Here is a 16,805-nt window from a genome sequence, read left to right as displayed (position 1 = left end):
CTGCCACAGGCATAGAAACTAGGGATAGGTAACTGGGGCAATACCCTTGACGTTGGTCTGATATGGCGCGATGCCATTCAGAGACAATGCTTTCGCCTTCGCATACAAAGGCATCACTTCCGGTAAGTGGCGGCGAATTTCAGCGATCCGGTTCTGACCAGCGGGGTGGGTGGACAGCCATTGCGGCGGAGCACCTTTATTCACCATGCCCATTTTTTGCCAAAGAGCAACGCCGGCACGAGGGTCGTAACCGGCACGTGCAGCAATATCGAGCCCGACAATATCTGCTTCTGTTTCATTGTCACGGGAAAATTTCAACATGGTCACATTGGCGGCACCGCCAGCAATCGAGCCAGCGATATTCGGGTCATATCCTTTCGCTCCGGCAAAAATCTCTACCCCTTTAACGAATAAATTGGCAGCGCTCGATTTCACGGCTCTTTCAGCGCCATGCTCACGCAAGGCATGGGCGATCTCGTGCCCCATGACTATCGCGACTTCGTCATCAGTCAGTTTCAAGGTATCCAGAATCCCGGAATAAAAAGCAATTTTGCCGCCTGGCATGCAATAGGCATTAATTTGCTTGGATCCCAGTAAGTTAATTTCCCACTTCCACTGCTTCGCCCGCTCATTCCACTTCAACGAATAAGGGATCAGCTTATTGGCAATCGCACGCAAACGTAATACTTGCGGATGATTATCCGGCCCCAGCGCATGTTGCTTCTCAGCTTGTTGCATGGTTTGCGCATACTGCATCGCTGCCTGGTTTTCCAGCGCACCAACCGGAGCAAATTTGCTTAAAAAAGAATTACCGCCAATTTTCACGCCATCCTGCGATGTTGCGTTCTGTGCAAATGCAGAGCCCACCGTCGCAAAAAGAACAGCAGCAAAGAAAGAATGCAGTTTCATAATTGAAGCCAGTCAGTAAGCGAGTGAACAGGTTACCCCGGGAAATGGTGATCATGTCGTCGGTTTTAAAGATGCGACAAAAAAAACGCTATTTACCCGAATCGATATTTTAAAAACTATGCCTGACGCTTACGCAACCTGAACACCGCCAGACTACCGCGCAAATTCGGTAAGAAGTGCACTGGCTGACCTTCATGCAGAGCCACACATTGCATGACTTCCAGCCCCACTTCATTAGCCAGATCGGCGAAGTCATAAATCGTGGCGCAACGGACATTCGGCGTGTCATACCACTGATACGGTAAAGATTTCGATACCGGCATTTTTCCCAACAATAATGCGGTGCGATGCGGCCAATAGCCAAAATTCGGAAAAGAGACGATGGCTTCACGGCCGACGCGTGCAATGTCACGCAGTAATGGCTCAACGTGTTTCATCATCTGCAATGAAGATAAACACAACACGGTATCAAAAGCATTGTCATCAAACATGCCCAGACCATTTTCCATGTCTTGCTGTATCACATTAATGTGACGCCTGGCGCAGGCCAGCGTTTTATCATCCGCGATTTCGATACCGTAGCCACTACATTGCTTGTCGGTTTGCAGATAATCGAGCATGACGCCATCGCCACAACCGACGTCCAGGACTTGCGACTGCGGCTGAATCCAGTCAGCAATAAAAGCCAGATCGGGACGTAATTGGTTTAATTCTGAAAAATTCATGCTGACACTCCTTTCAGTTCTGTCGCAATGCGATCGAAATACGCCGCAACCAGATTCAGATAACGGGAGTCGTCCAGCAGGAATGCATCGTGTCCGTGAGGCGCATCAATTTCAGCGTAGCTGACGGTGCGTTTGTTACTGATTAAGGCTTTCACAATTTCACGGCTGCGCTCTGGTGCGAAACGCCAGTCGGTCGTGAATGAGGCGAGTAAAAACTGTGCTTTGGTTGCCGCCAGCGCTTTCGTCAGATCACCATCGGTATGACGAGCCGGGTCAAAATAATCCAGCGCTTTGGTGATCAGCAAATAGGTATTTGCATCAAAGTAATCTGAAAATTTATCGCCCTGATAGCGAAGATAAGATTCAATTTCAAAATCGACGCCATAGCCAAACTGGTAATCATCCGACTTCAGATCACGTCCGAATTTTTCGGCCATATCGTCATCCGACAAATAGGTGATATGGCCTATCATGCGCGCCACCCGTAAGCCACGGCGGGGAACGACGCCATGTGCATAGAAATCACCGCCGTGAAAATCCGGATCGGTCAGTATCGCCTGCCGCGCCACATCATTAAACGCGATATTTTGTGCTGATAGCTTTGGCGTTGAAGCAATCACAACGCAGTTTCGCAAACGATCCGGGTACAAAATACTCCACGCCAGCGCCTGCATACCACCAAGCGAGCCGCCCATGACCGCAGCAAATTGCTGTATCCCAAAAACATCTGCCAGACGTGCCTGTGCGTTGACCCAGTCTTCCACGGTCACCACCGGAAAATCGGCCCCATAGGGTTTACCTGTGGCGGGATTCGTGTGCATGGGGCCGGTGGAGCCGAAACAGGAGCCAAGATTATTGACGCCGATCACAAAAAAACGGTTGGTGTCCACCGGTTTGCCAGGGCCGACCATGTTGTCCCACCATCCCACATTCTTTGGCTGGTCGGCGTAGTAGCCAGCAACATGATGCGAGGCATTCAAGGCATGGCAAATAAGTACGGCATTCGATTTATCTGCATTTAAGCTGCCGTAGGTTTCCACCATCAAGGTATAACCGGCAATTGATGCGCCACTTTGTAAAGGCAACGGTGCCTCAAAGTGAAACGCTTGTGGTGTCACGGCACCAACGGATCCTGGTAAGACTGACATACACTCTTCCATCGAGAAAATTCTCGTTCAAAAACTAAGGAAGGCTAAAAGAAGGGCTGAATGTGAAGGAAGGAAAGCTGCATTCAAGCTCGCTTTAGCCGTATTTATTGTCCGGAACTGATCCAGACCGCGCCCGCAAGCTGATTTTCAAATCGGCGCCTGTATTTCATTCCAATTCTGATTAAATAGGAGAACAAGGCGCTTGTACGCAGACAGTGCTTCAGCACGGCAAGGGCACAGCAACGACGTTATCGTATTTATTGAGATTTGGAATAAGTCGATAAGGATAACGAACTCCAGCTTCATCGTCAAACCTGTTCCTGATTCAATGCAGCGTTTTACCAAGCGCCTCCATATTACTCAGTGTTTCCTGTATCACCGCAGAATCATAGCTGCGTAAGATCTTTTTCACATACGGTTGCAAAGTGTCAAACCGGGTATTCAGAATCGCCTGTTTAATCTCTGGCAGCAAAGCCGCTGGCATAGATAATTCCCGGAATCCCATTCCGACTAATAAGCGGGTCAGGCGTAGATCACCTGCCATACCGCCACAAATCGACAAAGGAACCCCGGCTTTTTCTGCCGTACTGACGATGATCTGTAATAACTGCAAAATCGCCGGATGCAAATCATCGTATAAGTGTGCAACTTCGTGATCGGCACGATCAATTGCCAGCGTGTACTGAATCAGGTCGTTCGTGCCGATAGACAAAAAGTCGAGCTTTTTCACAAACATCGGCAGCGCCAGCGCGGCAGCGGGAATTTCTATCATTGCGCCAACCGGAATGCCGACATCAAATTCTTTCTTTTCTGCCGTCAGTTCTTTCTTGGCCTGCGCGATCAGTTGCAGGGTTTGCTCGATTTCAAATCCATGCGCCATCATCGGAATCAGAATTTTGACCGGGCCAAATGCAGACGCGCGCAGAATAGCCCGTAATTGCGTCAGAAACAGTTGCGGCTCGGCCAGGCAATAGCGTATTGCCCGCAAACCTAAGGCAGGATTGAGAATATTATGTTCAGCCGCTTCCAGCGGTTTGTCAGCACCCACGTCTAAAGTGCGGATCGTGACAGGACGGCCTTTCATGCCAAGTACCGCTTTACGATACGCATCAAACTGCTCTTCTTCGCTCGGTAATTGATGCTGTTCGCCGCTGCGTTCCATAAATAAGAACTCAGAACGGAACAGACCAACGCCACTGGCGCCAGCCTCAAGCGCAGGCGTAGCGTCACCCGGTAATTCGATATTCGCCAACAAGGTAATTTCAACGCCGTCCTGCGTCACCGCCGGGGTTTTTTTGAGTTTGGAGAGTTTTTTTCTTTGTTTGAGCAGCTGCGCCTGACGTTCACGATATTGTTCCAGCACCATCGTCGGCGGTGCAACGATAACCACGCCGGCATCGCTGTCGATGATCAGCCAGTCGTCCTGCTCTATCAGTTGCGAAGCATTCCCCATGCCGACCACAGCCGGAATGCCCAAGCTGCGCGACACGATGGCAGTGTGCGAATTTTGCCCGCCTTCGTCAGTGACAAATCCGGTAAAAGCGACATCGCGGAATTGCATCATGTCGGCCGGAGAAATATCTCTGGCGACCACCACCATGTTGGCGGTGCGTTCATCAATACCATCGGAAGAAGGAACCTGACTGGAAGAGCCGGTCAGCACTTTCAACACTCGTTCAGCAACCTGCTGAATATCGGCTTTACGTTCGCGGAGATAATCGTCTTCGATTTCATCGAATTGCGCCGACAACTCATCGACCTGAGTGACAAGCGCCCATTCGGCGTTGTAATGGCGGGTACGGATAATATCGAGCGGGGCTTCCGACACCATGGGATCGGACAAAATGAGGGCATGCACATCCAGAAAAGCACCGAGCTCGGTCGGTGCATCCTGCGGCAGATCGGCCCAGATCGCCTGTAATTCAACGTGGACTTGCGCAATTGCGTTTTGCAGGCGCAGCACTTCCGCTTCGACTAATTCCTGCGCAACCAGATAATGCTTCACATCCAGCGCAGCCGGACGCAATAAATGCGCGCGACCTATCGCGATACCGCGTGAAACAGGGATGCCTTGCAATGTAAATGATGCCATGCCTCGTGCCCCATGTTCTTAATTGTCTTTACTCACCTGCCTTCAGGAAAATGAGCAAACGGATACCACACCGCAGAACCATCGCACCTGGAACACTTCACATGGTCTGCGCGAAAAAACGTATTACTCGCCTTCACCAAACTTATCATTGACGAGATTAACGATAGCGTCAAAGCATTCCTGCTCATCGGCGCCATCGGTTTCCAGCATGATTTTGCTGCCCTTACCCGCCGCCAGCATCATCACGCCCATGATCGATTTGCCATTCACACGGCGACCATTGCGGGTGACCCAGACTTCACTTTTGAATTTACTGGCCAGTTGCGTAAATTTGGCCGATGCGCGCGCATGCAGACCAAGTTTGTTCACAATTTCAATTTCTTGTTGGATCATGCTCTACTTTCAACTCTTTGATTAATTCGGTGACAGCCGGATACGGTTATCAATCCGCAGCGCGCCATTCTGACCGCCCGCGAGTGCCATTTCCACAACCACATCGAGCGCGTCATGACGGTAAGTAATCGCCCGCAACAACATCGGCAAGCTGATACCGGCAATGGTGGCAACCTGATCGGGTTCGCCCAGCTGGCGGCAGCAATTGGATGGCGTTCCACCCATGATATCGGTCATCACCAGCACACCGGAGCCGTCATTGAGTCGTTGTACCGCTTCCAGCGCCAGACGGTGCACGTCATCCGTGTTCTGATCGGCAATCACATCTATCGCTTCCAGGCGCTCCGGCATACCACGAAAAACATGGGCTGCAGCCTGGATAAATGCCGAGCCTAGCGGCGCGTGGGTCATCAACAGTATTCCAACCATAATTTCTCAAAATAGAGGGAGTATGTGCCAATTTGCACTTACTCTCCTTGATTTCATTAGGGGGTTACGACATACCCCGGGGAGTATATTAACGCCCTGAAACGGCTGTTTCAAGCGCATCAATAAACATCGCGGCCACATCCACGCCTTTTTGCTGCGTAATTTCCTGGAAACAAGTCGGGCTGGTCACATTGACTTCGGTCAGACAATCGCCAATCACGTCTAATCCTACCAGCAACAAGCCTCTTTGATAAAGCTGCGGCGCCAAAGTCTGCGCAATCTCAAGATCGCGCGCCGACAATTCCTGCGCCACACCGACCCCACCGGCCGCCAGATTGCCACGCACTTCGCCGTTTTGCGGAATCCGCGCCAGCGCATAGGGCACCACCTTGCCGCCGATCAGCAAGATACGTTTGTCACCATGCACGATCTCGGGAATATAGCGCTGGATCATGATGGTGCGGCTGCCGTTGAGCGTCAGGGTTTCGATCACTGAGCCCAGATTCATGCCATCAGCACCAATCCGGAAAATACCGGCACCGCCCATACCATCGAGCGGCTTCAGAATGATGTCCTGATGTTCGCGGTGAAAAGCGCGGATACGCTGCTCATCGCGCGTCACCAGCGTCGGTGCGGTGAACTGGCTGAACTGGGCAATGCTCAGTTTTTCATTGTGATTGCGTATCGCTGCCGGTTTGTTGAAGACGCGTGCGCCCTGCTGTTCCGCCAGCTCCAGCAAATAGGTCGCGTAGATATATTCCATATCAAACGGCGGGTCTTTACGCTGCAATACCGCATCAAACGCGCTCAGAGGCAACGCCTGTGGCGCTTCGGCGCGATACCAGTCTTCGCTGTCACCGGTCAGGGTAATACGGCTGATATTGGCAACCACTTTGCCATTTTCCAGCGCCATGTCTGCCGGACCGAACGCATACACCGTGTAACCTCGCCTGACTGCCTCGCGCATCATCGCAAACGTGGAATCTTTATAAGTCTTGAACTGCGACAGCGGGTCAGTCAGAAAGGCGATTTTCATGGCAATTTTTAAAGAAAATGACGGCATACCGGCAACAAGCCGGCAGGCCAATTAATAGATTTCAGGATCAGGATCGGTTTTTTCCAGCTCCAGTGAGGCCGCCAGCAATGCCAGCCGCGCCACCACACCATACATGTAAAAACGATTCGGCGCTGCCGTTCCCGGTTTTGCTTTCATGTCCGGTACCGCATGTTGCTGCGCAAAAGCCAGCGGCACAAACTGCATCCCCGGTGCGTTCAGATTTTCATCGATGCCGCGCTCTTCATTCACACGATAAAAACCACCGACAACATAGCGGTCTATCATGTAAACCACGGGCTCGGCGACGGAATCCTTGATCTGCTCAAAGGTGTACACACCTTCCTGCACAATCACATCCGTCACCGCTATGCCATCTTTAATGACGGACATTTTATTGCGCTGTTTGCGATTCAGCTCGCGGACTTCGTCGGAATGGTGCACCGTCATGATGCCCATGCCGTAAGTACCAGCATCCGCCTTGACGATCACGAACGGTTTTTCTTTAATGCCGTACTCTTTATATTTTTTACGGATTTTTGCCAGTATCGTATCGACGGCGGCGACCAGTGCATCTTCGCCTGTGCCATCGTGAAAATTAATACCATTCACTTTGGTGAAAAACGGATTGAGCATCCACGGATCAATATCGACCAGCTTGGCAAATTTTTTCACGACTTCATCATACGATGAAAAATGATTGCTCTTGCGGCGCATAGACCAGCCCGCGTGCAGCGGCGGCAACAAGGTCTGCTCGTTCAGTTCTTCCAGAATCGCTGGTATTCCCGCCGACAAATCGTTATTCAGAACGATGGTGCACGGATCAAAATTTTTCAGCACCAGACGACGCCCATTTTCAGAGCGCTCCAGCGGCTCAAGTATCAGCTGGCTGCCATCCGGCAGATCAATCGGCGTCGGTTCGGTGATATCGGCAGATAAAGAACCGAGGCGCACGTTCAGACCCGTCTGACGGAATATCTGCATCAGGCGAGCGATGTTTTGCAGATAAAAGGTATTGCGGGTATGGCTTTCCGGGATCAGCAACAGGTTTTTGGCATCAGGACAATATTTTTCTATCGCCGCCATTGCTGCCTGCACTGACAACGGCAGCATTTCTGTTGCCAGATTATTAAACCCGCCCGGAAATAAATTGGTATCGACAGGCGCTAATTTGAATCCCGCATTGCGTAAATCGACGGAACAGTAAAATGGCGGCGTATGTTCCTGCCACTCCAGACGGAACCAGCGTTCGATGGCGGGAGTCGCCTCCAGAATTTTCTTTTCGAGATCGTGCAGTGGCCCGTTGAGAGCCGTGACAAGATGCGGAACCATAGTGACCTTTTTGATAAGCTGCCTGAGTCACCGGCAGCTTTCGCAAATATCTGGGGAGCGTGCCGGCTTTTTAAGACTCTCTTAACTTGGGGTGAAACGCAGAGAATCAAGTCAAGCCTGGGAATATCCCTACGGAATTCAGGATGATTTTGTCAGCAGGCTGAAATGCTCGACGGTTGGTGGCGCCGCGAAAAACGGACCAACGATAGAGCGCCATTGCAGAAAGGCCGGAGATTCACGGAAATCTACCGTGTGATTTTCCAGTGTTTCCCAAAAAATCATCAGAATATAGCGTTCAGGAGACTCTATCCCCTTATTCACTTTAAAACCGCTGAACCCTTTGGCCTGGGAAATGACTTCAGCCAACCCGCGCTGAATAGCAGCATCAAATTGTTCTTGTTGTCCTGGGTGAATACGGATGTCGGCAAGTTCGAGAATCATGTTTAGCTCTTTATTTACAATGAAATGTCTGAAGTGTCTGTTACAGTGTCCTATTATGGCACCAATCGGGACAAAATCAGACTAAGCCGCGATCACTCAATTCCTTCTTGATATACGCATAAAACACCGGCGCGGCGACAACACCCGGCACACCGAACAGGGTTTCCATTACCAAGATGGCGGTCAACAGCTCCCAGGCCCGCGCATTGACTTGCTCTCCTATGATGCGCGCATTCAGGAAATATTCCGCTTTATGTATCACGATCATAAAGACCAATGAAGCCATCGCCATATTCAATGAGTGCGATAACGCAACAATCACGATCACAGAGTTAGAAATGATATTGCCAGCAACCGGAATCAGGCCTGCCAGAAAGGTAATTGCAATCATGGTTTTGGTCAGCGGCAGATGCACGCCGGCCAAAGGAAGAATGACGAGCAGATAAATCGCGGTTAATACCGTATTAATCAGCGAAATTTTGAATTGCGCAAAGACAATTTTATGAAATATCTGGGCAAAAGCGGCAACACGCTGATGCAAGGCTGCAGCAAACGGTTTGTGATTGCTATCGCCACTGGCATCGCGTAAAGCCACCATACTGCCAATGATCATCCCGAGCAATAAATGCACGATCATATGACCAGCTTCCGGTACCAGCAATTTTGCCTCTCCCGCGTGCTCACGCAACCAATGTGTAATCATCGTCTGCAGCGCATCAACGTCTTCGGGAATATTAGCGCTCATCCACAGCGGTACCTGACTGCGTGACGATTCCAGAATATCTGCCAGTCTTTGCAGCAGATTATGCAAATTCCCAGCATCACTGCGCAAAAACACATGACAACCCCAGGTTGCTAACAACAAACTGAAGATTAATATTGCAGACAATAGTGCGACGGCTATCATGCGCGGCTGACGATGACTGAACCTGTGCGCAATCATCGGCGTCAGCATGTGTACCAGTGAATACACCAGCAAGCCGGAAAATAAGGCCAACAACAAACCCGCTTTCAAGACTAAAAATAAACTGACTGCCACAACGATATACGATGCATAAACCGAAGCACTGAGTTTTGGCGTTACCATCATGCGAATTCCTTTTTATAAGAGATGACCCACCGCCGTCATCAAAACCACCAAACAATAAACGAATAAATAAATGAATGGCATCACTGCCACAATACGCGCATTAAAACATAGTGCAGGTAAACCCAGCGACGGTAAAAACAAGGATATTTAATCGACATTCCGCCAATATTTTTGCAGTCAGCATCGTGATGCGCAATCGGATAACCTGCGTTGAAATCTGTACGCAATGTTCAGAAACATGGCTGAAACATAGATTTACATCTTTCTTGTCGTCCTTATCGGAACCTGCTGCGTTAAATGAGGACTAAACTGAACTGATGATTACTTGCATCGAGGTATATATGACATTCACACTGAAACAACTCTCCACTGCCGCTGCTTTGCTGGCGATCACCAGCGCCGGTTCCATTGCGCAGGCAGCTGATTTTGAGGATTATGCACGCGTCGTTAACGTCACACCGCAAGTTGAACAGATCAACATGCCACGTCAGGATTGCCGGACTGAATACGAGACTTATCAACGTCCACAAGAACGCAGCAACTCTGGCGGCATTATCGGCGGTATTGCCGGCGGTCTGCTCGGTAGTCAGGTTGGTGGCGGCAACGGTAAGATCGCTGCCGCTGCAGCGGGCGCGATTACTGGCGCTCTGGTTGGTGACCGTATGGACAATGGCAACAATGGTCAGCAAGGTTACGAGAGCCGCCCTGTTCGTCAATGCAGAACCGTCGATAGCTGGCAAACCCGCACGAATGGCTATGCCGTCACTTATGAGTACAACGGCCGGACTTACACCTCAGTGATGCCATATGATCCGGGTTCACGTCTGCGCTTGCACGTTTCCCTGACACCACGTCCTTAAACCGTCGGACAGTCAGCAAAAATCGCTAAATACCGTTGCTTGAATACAAAATGCCGCTAATTGCGGCATTTTTTTCATCAACATTTCTACATGGAAAGTAATTTCCGGCGCATATCCGGCCGAAATAGCATGGGTTTATAGTATGATCTTGCCCAAACTTAATGCATTCGCTCCGTCTCCAGTCCATGAAAAACATGTTAAAAAAATACGGTCTGCTGGTATGGCTATCTCTATTTCTGATTGCCGGTTTTGTCTTCACCACCGTTGCCGGATATATCGTCTCGCGCGATACGATACAACAAGGAATTTCGGAACAAACACTGCCTATCACCGGAGACAATGTTTATTCTGAAATACAAAAAGACATACTGCGACCGGTTTTCGTTTCTTCGCAAATGGCACATGACACTTTTGTCCGTGACTGGATCATCAACGGTGAAGAAGAGCAGGAAAAGATCACGAAATATCTGAAAGAAATCAAACTCAAGAATAAAGCGATATCCAGTTTTCTGATTTCAGATAAATCCCGCAATTACTACCACGCCGACGGCTTGTTAAAGCAAATCAAAGATGGCGAACCGCGTGACACCTGGTTTTTTCGTGTAAAAAATCTCAAATCCGCCTACGAAACCAATGTCGATCTGGATCTCGCCAATCACGACGCGGTCACGATCTTCGTCAATTACCGGATTCTCGACTATCAGGGTCAATTCATCGGCGCCACCGGCATAGGGCTGACGCTGAATACCCTGAAACATCTGATTGACAGCTATCAAAAGCGTTTTGATCGCCAGATTTACTTCGCCGATCAGAAAGGTAAAGTCACTCTGACCGGAAGTAATTTCAGTAAGCGCGGTGACAACATCCAGACGATCAGCGGCATCCAAAGTATCTCAGAGAAAATTCTGGCGAATCGCCAAAGTGAATCCATGCATCTGGAATATCAGGGCGATAACGGAACCGTGCTGGTCAACTCCCGTTATATTCCGGAACTCGGCTGGCATTTACTGGTGGAACAAGAGGCGAACTCTGGCATCAGACCGATTCAAAATGTGTTCCTGCTGAATCTCAGTATCAGCGCTGCCGTCACCATTCTGATCATGGTCATGGTTTTGCTCACAGTACGCCGCTATCAGAAGCGCCTGGAAAAATCGGCATCAACGGATTCTCTGACGAATCTGCTGAACCGTCATGCATTTGATTTCGTCTTTCAGCAAAGCCTGCTCGACGCCGAGCGCACACGCCAACCTATGTGCGCGATTTTGCTGGATATTGATTTTTTCAAAAAGGTGAATGATAAGCACGGGCATCTGGTCGGTGATCACGTGCTCAAAGAAATCGCTGCGATCGCGAAACGTTCCTTACGCGAGAGTGATGTTCTCTGTCGCTGGGGCGGCGAAGAATTTCTTATTCTGCTGAAAAACTGCACACTCGAAAAAGCAACCTCAATTGCAGAAAACCTGCGCAGTACCATTGAGAACAATGATTTTTCGCGCACCACCGACCTCACCCGCACACGACTCGGCGTCACTGTCAGTATGGGCGTTGCAGAATGCCGGAGCAACGAAACCGAGGATAGTGTGTTCGAGCGTGCGGATCAGGCTTTGTATCAGGCAAAAGCGAATGGACGTAACAGTGTCTATTTCTCTGAATGATGTTTGCGGGTGGCTAATTCAACGGTGGGTGCAACGAACGCCTGATATAAATCACCCGCAGCATGATCCCATTGCGCCACGACCTCCTGCTGCTTACTGACCGTAGCCATGTCACCACGCGCAATCGGCCCGGTCAGTGCTGCAGGTGCTCCCAGCTTAAATACGTTCTCCAGTGACTGCCTGGCAAGTGGCGCCGCCATTGCCCGCGCCAGCTCAGGTGGAATTCCTGCCGACTCATAAGTGCGCAATGCAACGTCCATCAGACTCACCAGATAATTGCTGGCAAACACCGAACCCGCGTGATACAACAATTTTGATTCAGCGCTGATCTCTACCGTCTGTGCACCGATAGCCTGCATCGCTGGCAGCAACACAGCAAGCGCCCGGCGATCACCTTCAAGGCTGCATATGGTTCCGGCAAAATGATCCGCTACTGCTTGCGGATCTGCGAAGCTGCGCACCGGATGTACGCTGGCCACCGCAGCACCAGATGAGGCAGCTGCAGCAAGTTCAGTGGATGCCTTCGAGCCGCTGCAATGAAACACGGTGGTATGTTCATTGATCAGTCCTCGTTCGCTTAAGGCGTTGCAAACTTCGGAAATATGATCATCACCGACCGCCAGCATCCAGACATCCGCTGCAACTAACTCCTGCCAGTTGGCAAGTGCCGCACCAGCACCGATAAACGCCCGGGCAGCCTGGGCGCTGGCAGATGTCCGGTTCAATATCTGCGTAACTGAAAATACGGCTTGCTGCTGAAAACAGCGGCCAAATACCTGCCCAACTTTACCCGCACCAACTATCGCCAACGTCTTCATGCGGCCACCGGTTCAGGATAACGCCGCAGACCTTCCAGATTTAAAATCGTGATGCCACCATAATCAACGGACAGCAACTGCTTCTTTTCGAGCAGTTGCAAGGCCTGATTCGCTCTTTGCCGCGACACGCTGGAAATATAGCCAATCTCCTCCTGCGATATCTGCAATTGCATACTGCTGCCGGGATTCAGATAGGGATTAAACATCGCTGCGAGGCAACGCGCGACACGGGTGTCCGGATCAAGCATACGATCATATTCAACCAGAGAAATAAACAATCCCAGCCGTTCGTTCAACTGATGTAAAAGAAAGCGATTGAATGGAATGCTGTTATCCAGCAAAAAAGTGAAGGTGCTGCGCGGCATATATGCGACTCGGGTATCACGCAGTGCAACTACGTCGTAACGGCGCGGCTCTGTTTTTAACAAGGAACCTTCGCCAAACCAGCCGCCAGCCAGCATACAGCTAAAAGTCACCGTTTTTCCTTCCGGTGAAATACTGCTCATTTTCAGAAAGCCATCGAGCACCCCCATCCAATGATCGACAGGATCGCCTTTGCGGCAAACATAACCACCGGCCGGGATAAAACGCTCGACGATCTCATCCTCGGCTTTTTGCACGTGATCCGGCGCCAGCATGTGCGCCCACATTGTCTTTGCCAAGCCTTGTTTCAGTTCACTTTTTATATTCGCCATATTTGTGCAACGCACCACCGAAAGTTGCTTCATTCCGTCAGATTGTCAGTTAAACGACAGCCGCAGCGGGTACAAGCAACTAGTATCTGATCAACAAAAATAATGATTCAGGACTGACAAACAAGCATCCGGCATCAATACACTGATACGCCGGAATCAATTGCCTGAATCCTGTTGGAGACATTGTAAGCGAGCTGACACGCAATCGAGCCACTTAAACATCGTTGATTGCTATACACAGACCGGTATCAACAATGCCAGACAGTTTCAATAGCAGCAGATGACACCTGCAGTAAGTCTGATGTAAGACGCAGTAAAGAAACTCATAAAAAAGACACAATCATACTGGCTGCTTAAACGATCAAAGTATCGTACAGCTGACCAGACAGGCCAATACAAATAAGGCTGGTGGTGGAGACATGACAAAAACAGAGAACACAACGTTCCCGAGATTACTGCTGGAACACGGAAAAACGCGCCCGCAGCACCCGGCGTTCCGTGAAAAAGATCTGGGTATCTGGCAAACCTGGAACTGGCAACAGGTCAACGAGGAAGTGCGCGCACTCGCCTGCGGTCTCGCAGCGCAAGGGTTTCAGCGCGGCATGAATCTCGCGATTATCGGTGACAACCGGCCGCGCCTTTACTGGGCAATGATGGCAGCGCAGTGCCTCGGTGGTATTCCGGTACCCTTGTATCAGGACGCGCCGGCAGCCGATATGGCGTATGTACTTGAGAATGCCGAGATTGTTTTTGCGATTGTTGAAGATCAGGAACAGGTCGATAAATTACTCGACATCAAACAGCACTATGCCGGCATACAGCACATCTGTTTTGAGGATGAACGCGGCATGCGGCATTATCATCAGCCAGAGCTGGTCTCTTACGCCAGTTTGCAGGAAACCGGGCGCATGTATGACCGTACCCATCCTGAGTTTTTTATGCAGCAGATCGAACTCGGGCAACCAGAAGATACCGCGGTCATGCTGTACACCTCAGGCACGACCGGTAAACCAAAGGGCGTATGCCAGAGTCATCGCTCTTTCATGGCGGCCGCTATCGGCGGCGCAGGCTTTGATCAACTGAGCGCCAACGAAGATATTCTCTCTTATCTGCCGATGGCTTGGGTAGGCGATCACTTATTCTCGTTTGCGCAAGCGCTGGTCACCGGCTTTACTGTGAACTGCCCGGAATCCAGCGAAACCGTGCTGACCGATTTGCGTGAAGTTGGCCCTACCTATTATTTCGCACCGCCACGTGTCTTCGAAAACATGCTGACCACCGTCATGATACGCATGGAAGATGCAGGCGCTGTCAAACAGCATCTGTTTCAGTATTACATGGAAATCGCACGGCAGTATGGTGCTGACATTCTTGATGGCAAGCCGGTTCCAACCCTCGCCAGACTCAATTACCGGATTGGCGAATTCCTGATTTACGGGCCGCTGAAAAATGTACTCGGCTTATCTCGGGTCAGGGTCGCTTATACCGCGGGTGCCGCGATAGGCCCGGATCTGTTCCGCTTCTATCGCTCTATCGGCATCAATCTGAAGCAGTTGTATGGCTCGACCGAAACCTGTGCCTATGTTTGTCTGCAACCGGATGGCAACATCAAATTTGACAGCGTCGGTCAGGCAGCGCCTGGCGTGGAAGTGACACTGGCAGAGAATGGTGAAGTGCTGGTGAAATCAAGCGCGATGCTGACCGGTTACTACAAACGGCCGGATGCCACCGCCGAAGTGATTGATGACCAAGGCTACTTTCATACGGGCGATGCAGGCATCTTTGACACCGAAGGGCATCTGAAAATCATCGACCGCGCAGCAGACGTCGGCAAGCTCACCAATGGCGATATCTTTGCACCGAACTACATAGAAAATAAACTCAAGTTCTTCCCTTTCATCAAAGAAGTCGTCGCCTTTGGTCATGACAGAGACCATGTCTGCGCCTTCATCAACATTGATATGGAAGCCGTCGGAAACTGGTCTGAGCGACGCGGCATCGCCTATGCCGGTTACACCGATCTGGCCGCAAAAGCAGAGACGTATCAGCTGATTATGTCGTGCATAGAAAAGGTGAATGCCGATCTGGCGAATGAAACGTTGATGGCAGGCACACAGATACATCGCTTCCTGATCCTGCACAAAGAGCTTGATCCGGACGACGACGAGCTGACCCGCACACGCAAAGTCCGGCGCAAATTTATCGCAGAAAAATATGCGGTACTGATAGAAGCTTTGTACTCAGCCAAACGCTCGCAATACATAGAAACGCAAGTCAAATTTGAAGATGGCCGCCAGGGTACTGTCAGTGCAGATCTGCACATCAGTGATGTCAAGACATTTGCAGCCCAGCAGCATGTGGCATAAGGAACAGTGATGACCAATAAAAGAAAAACCGGTGAAGTCATTCTTGATTTGCAAGGCATTTCCTTGTCGTTCGGTGGCGTCAAAGCGCTGACAAATATTTCGTTCAATGTCAGAGAGCATGAAATCCGCGCGATTATCGGCCCGAATGGTGCCGGTAAAAGCTCGATGTTGAATGTGATCAACGGCGTCTACCGGCCACAGGAAGGGCAGATCACCTATCGCGGGCGCCAGCGCAAAGACATGAATACCTATGCGGCTGCGAAAAGCGGCATCGCCCGTACGTTTCAGAACATCGCTTTGTTTAAAGGTATGAGCGTGCTCAATAACATTATGACGGGGCGTAATCTGAAAATGCAATGTAATTTTCTTATGCAGGCACTGTATCTGGGTTCAGCTCGCAAAGAGGAAATTGCTCACCGAGAAAAAGTCGAAGAAATCATCGATTTTCTGGAAATTCAGCACATCCGCAAAACACCGGTAGGACGCTTGTCTTACGGTTTGCAAAAACGGGTTGAACTCGGCCGTGCGCTCGCCGCTGAACCTGAAATTTTATTACTGGATGAACCGATGGCAGGCATGAACGTCGAGGAAAAGCAGGACATGAGCCGCTTCATTCTCGATGTGAATGATCAGCTCGGCACCACCATCGTTTTGATTGAACATGACATGGGTGTCGTGATGGATATTTCTGACCGCGTGGTGGTGCTCGATTACGGCAAGAAAATCGGCGATGGCACACCGGCAGAAGTGCTGGCAAATCAGGAAGTGATCAATGCCTATCTTGGCGTTGCACACTGA

General features: G+C 50.4%; 16 protein-coding genes. 4 read left to right on the top strand and 12 right to left on the bottom strand.

The annotated features are described in order from the left end of the window. Window positions 1-18 precede the first annotated feature (18 nt). The 10 genes from KDM87_RS15655 to KDM87_RS15610 all read right to left on the bottom strand — a co-directional run bounded on the left by KDM87_RS15655 (window position 19) and on the right by KDM87_RS15610 (window position 9,613). Window positions 19-909: a M48 family metallopeptidase gene (locus KDM87_RS15655; protein WP_212680030.1), complete on the bottom strand. Its 891-nt coding sequence runs from the start codon at window positions 907-909 to the stop codon at window positions 19-21. A 116-nt stretch (window positions 910-1,025) separates the two neighbouring features. Then, the gene (metW, locus tag KDM87_RS15650) at window positions 1,026-1,634 is read right to left on the bottom strand and encodes a methionine biosynthesis protein MetW (RefSeq protein WP_212680028.1); all 609 of its coding nucleotides are present in this window, start codon (window positions 1,632-1,634) and stop codon (window positions 1,026-1,028) included. Beyond that, entirely contained in the window at window positions 1,631-2,782 is a 1,152-nt protein-coding gene (gene metX, locus KDM87_RS15645) for a homoserine O-succinyltransferase MetX (RefSeq protein WP_230407827.1), read from the bottom strand. The genes metW and metX overlap by 4 nt, the downstream gene beginning before the upstream one ends. A gap of 325 nt (window positions 2,783-3,107) precedes the next feature. Beyond that, on the bottom strand, window positions 3,108-4,874 hold the full coding sequence (gene ptsP / locus KDM87_RS15640) for a phosphoenolpyruvate--protein phosphotransferase (protein ID WP_212680024.1): 1,767 nt from the start codon (window positions 4,872-4,874) through the stop codon (window positions 3,108-3,110). 123 nt (window positions 4,875-4,997) lie between these two features. Next, window positions 4,998-5,267: an HPr family phosphocarrier protein gene (locus KDM87_RS15635; RefSeq protein ID WP_186884323.1), complete on the bottom strand. Its 270-nt coding sequence runs from the start codon at window positions 5,265-5,267 to the stop codon at window positions 4,998-5,000. A gap of 21 nt (window positions 5,268-5,288) precedes the next feature. Beyond that, on the bottom strand, window positions 5,289-5,696 hold the full coding sequence (locus tag KDM87_RS15630) for a PTS sugar transporter subunit IIA (RefSeq protein ID WP_212680022.1): 408 nt from the start codon (window positions 5,694-5,696) through the stop codon (window positions 5,289-5,291). A gap of 88 nt (window positions 5,697-5,784) precedes the next feature. Continuing rightward, window positions 5,785-6,732, bottom strand: a complete 948-nt coding sequence (gshB, locus tag KDM87_RS15625; RefSeq protein WP_212680020.1) for a glutathione synthase — start codon at window positions 6,730-6,732, stop codon at window positions 5,785-5,787. 51 nt (window positions 6,733-6,783) lie between these two features. Beyond that, entirely contained in the window at window positions 6,784-8,082 is a 1,299-nt protein-coding gene (gshA, locus tag KDM87_RS15620) for a glutamate--cysteine ligase (protein ID WP_186884320.1), read from the bottom strand. 138 nt (window positions 8,083-8,220) lie between these two features. Next, entirely contained in the window at window positions 8,221-8,523 is a 303-nt protein-coding gene (locus KDM87_RS15615) for an antibiotic biosynthesis monooxygenase family protein (protein ID WP_212680018.1), read from the bottom strand. Window positions 8,524-8,599: 76 nt separating this feature from the next. Next, entirely contained in the window at window positions 8,600-9,613 is a 1,014-nt protein-coding gene (locus tag KDM87_RS15610) for an AI-2E family transporter (RefSeq protein WP_212680017.1), read from the bottom strand. A 341-nt stretch (window positions 9,614-9,954) separates the two neighbouring features. Between KDM87_RS15610 and KDM87_RS15605 the strand changes: the two genes are divergently transcribed. Next, window positions 9,955-10,473, top strand: a complete 519-nt coding sequence (locus KDM87_RS15605) for a glycine zipper 2TM domain-containing protein (protein ID WP_186884317.1) — start codon at window positions 9,955-9,957, stop codon at window positions 10,471-10,473. A gap of 194 nt (window positions 10,474-10,667) precedes the next feature. After that, complete coding sequence (locus KDM87_RS15600; RefSeq protein ID WP_230407826.1) at window positions 10,668-12,128, top strand: sensor domain-containing diguanylate cyclase; 1,461 nt, start codon at window positions 10,668-10,670, stop codon at window positions 12,126-12,128. Here KDM87_RS15600 and KDM87_RS15595 read toward each other — a convergent pair. Continuing rightward, window positions 12,113-12,946 carry a Rossmann-like and DUF2520 domain-containing protein gene (locus tag KDM87_RS15595; RefSeq protein WP_212680013.1) on the bottom strand — a complete coding sequence of 278 codons (834 nt, stop codon included), beginning with the start codon at window positions 12,944-12,946 and terminating at the stop codon, window positions 12,113-12,115. The two genes, KDM87_RS15600 and KDM87_RS15595, sit on opposite strands and share 16 nt — an antisense overlap. Then, window positions 12,943-13,596 (bottom strand): Crp/Fnr family transcriptional regulator, encoded by a 654-nt coding sequence (locus KDM87_RS15590; RefSeq protein WP_408058755.1) that lies wholly within the window; start codon window positions 13,594-13,596, stop codon window positions 12,943-12,945. Before KDM87_RS15590 ends, KDM87_RS15595 begins: the two co-directional genes overlap by 4 nt. Before the next feature lie 464 nt (window positions 13,597-14,060). Here KDM87_RS15590 and KDM87_RS15585 point away from each other — a divergent pair, with 464 nt between their 5' ends. Next, the gene (locus KDM87_RS15585; protein ID WP_212680012.1) at window positions 14,061-16,007 is read left to right on the top strand and encodes an AMP-dependent synthetase/ligase; all 1,947 of its coding nucleotides are present in this window, start codon (window positions 14,061-14,063) and stop codon (window positions 16,005-16,007) included. A 9-nt stretch (window positions 16,008-16,016) separates the two neighbouring features. Beyond that, window positions 16,017-16,805: an ABC transporter ATP-binding protein gene (locus KDM87_RS15580; protein ID WP_212680010.1), complete on the top strand. Its 789-nt coding sequence runs from the start codon at window positions 16,017-16,019 to the stop codon at window positions 16,803-16,805.

The sequence above is a fragment of the Cognatundibacterium rivi genome, from assembly GCF_018139565.1.
Lineage (GTDB): Bacteria > Pseudomonadota > Gammaproteobacteria > Burkholderiales > Burkholderiaceae_D > Undibacterium > Undibacterium rivi.
Note: the sequence above shows the minus strand (reverse complement) of the source record. Positions and strands in the feature narration are given on the sequence as shown.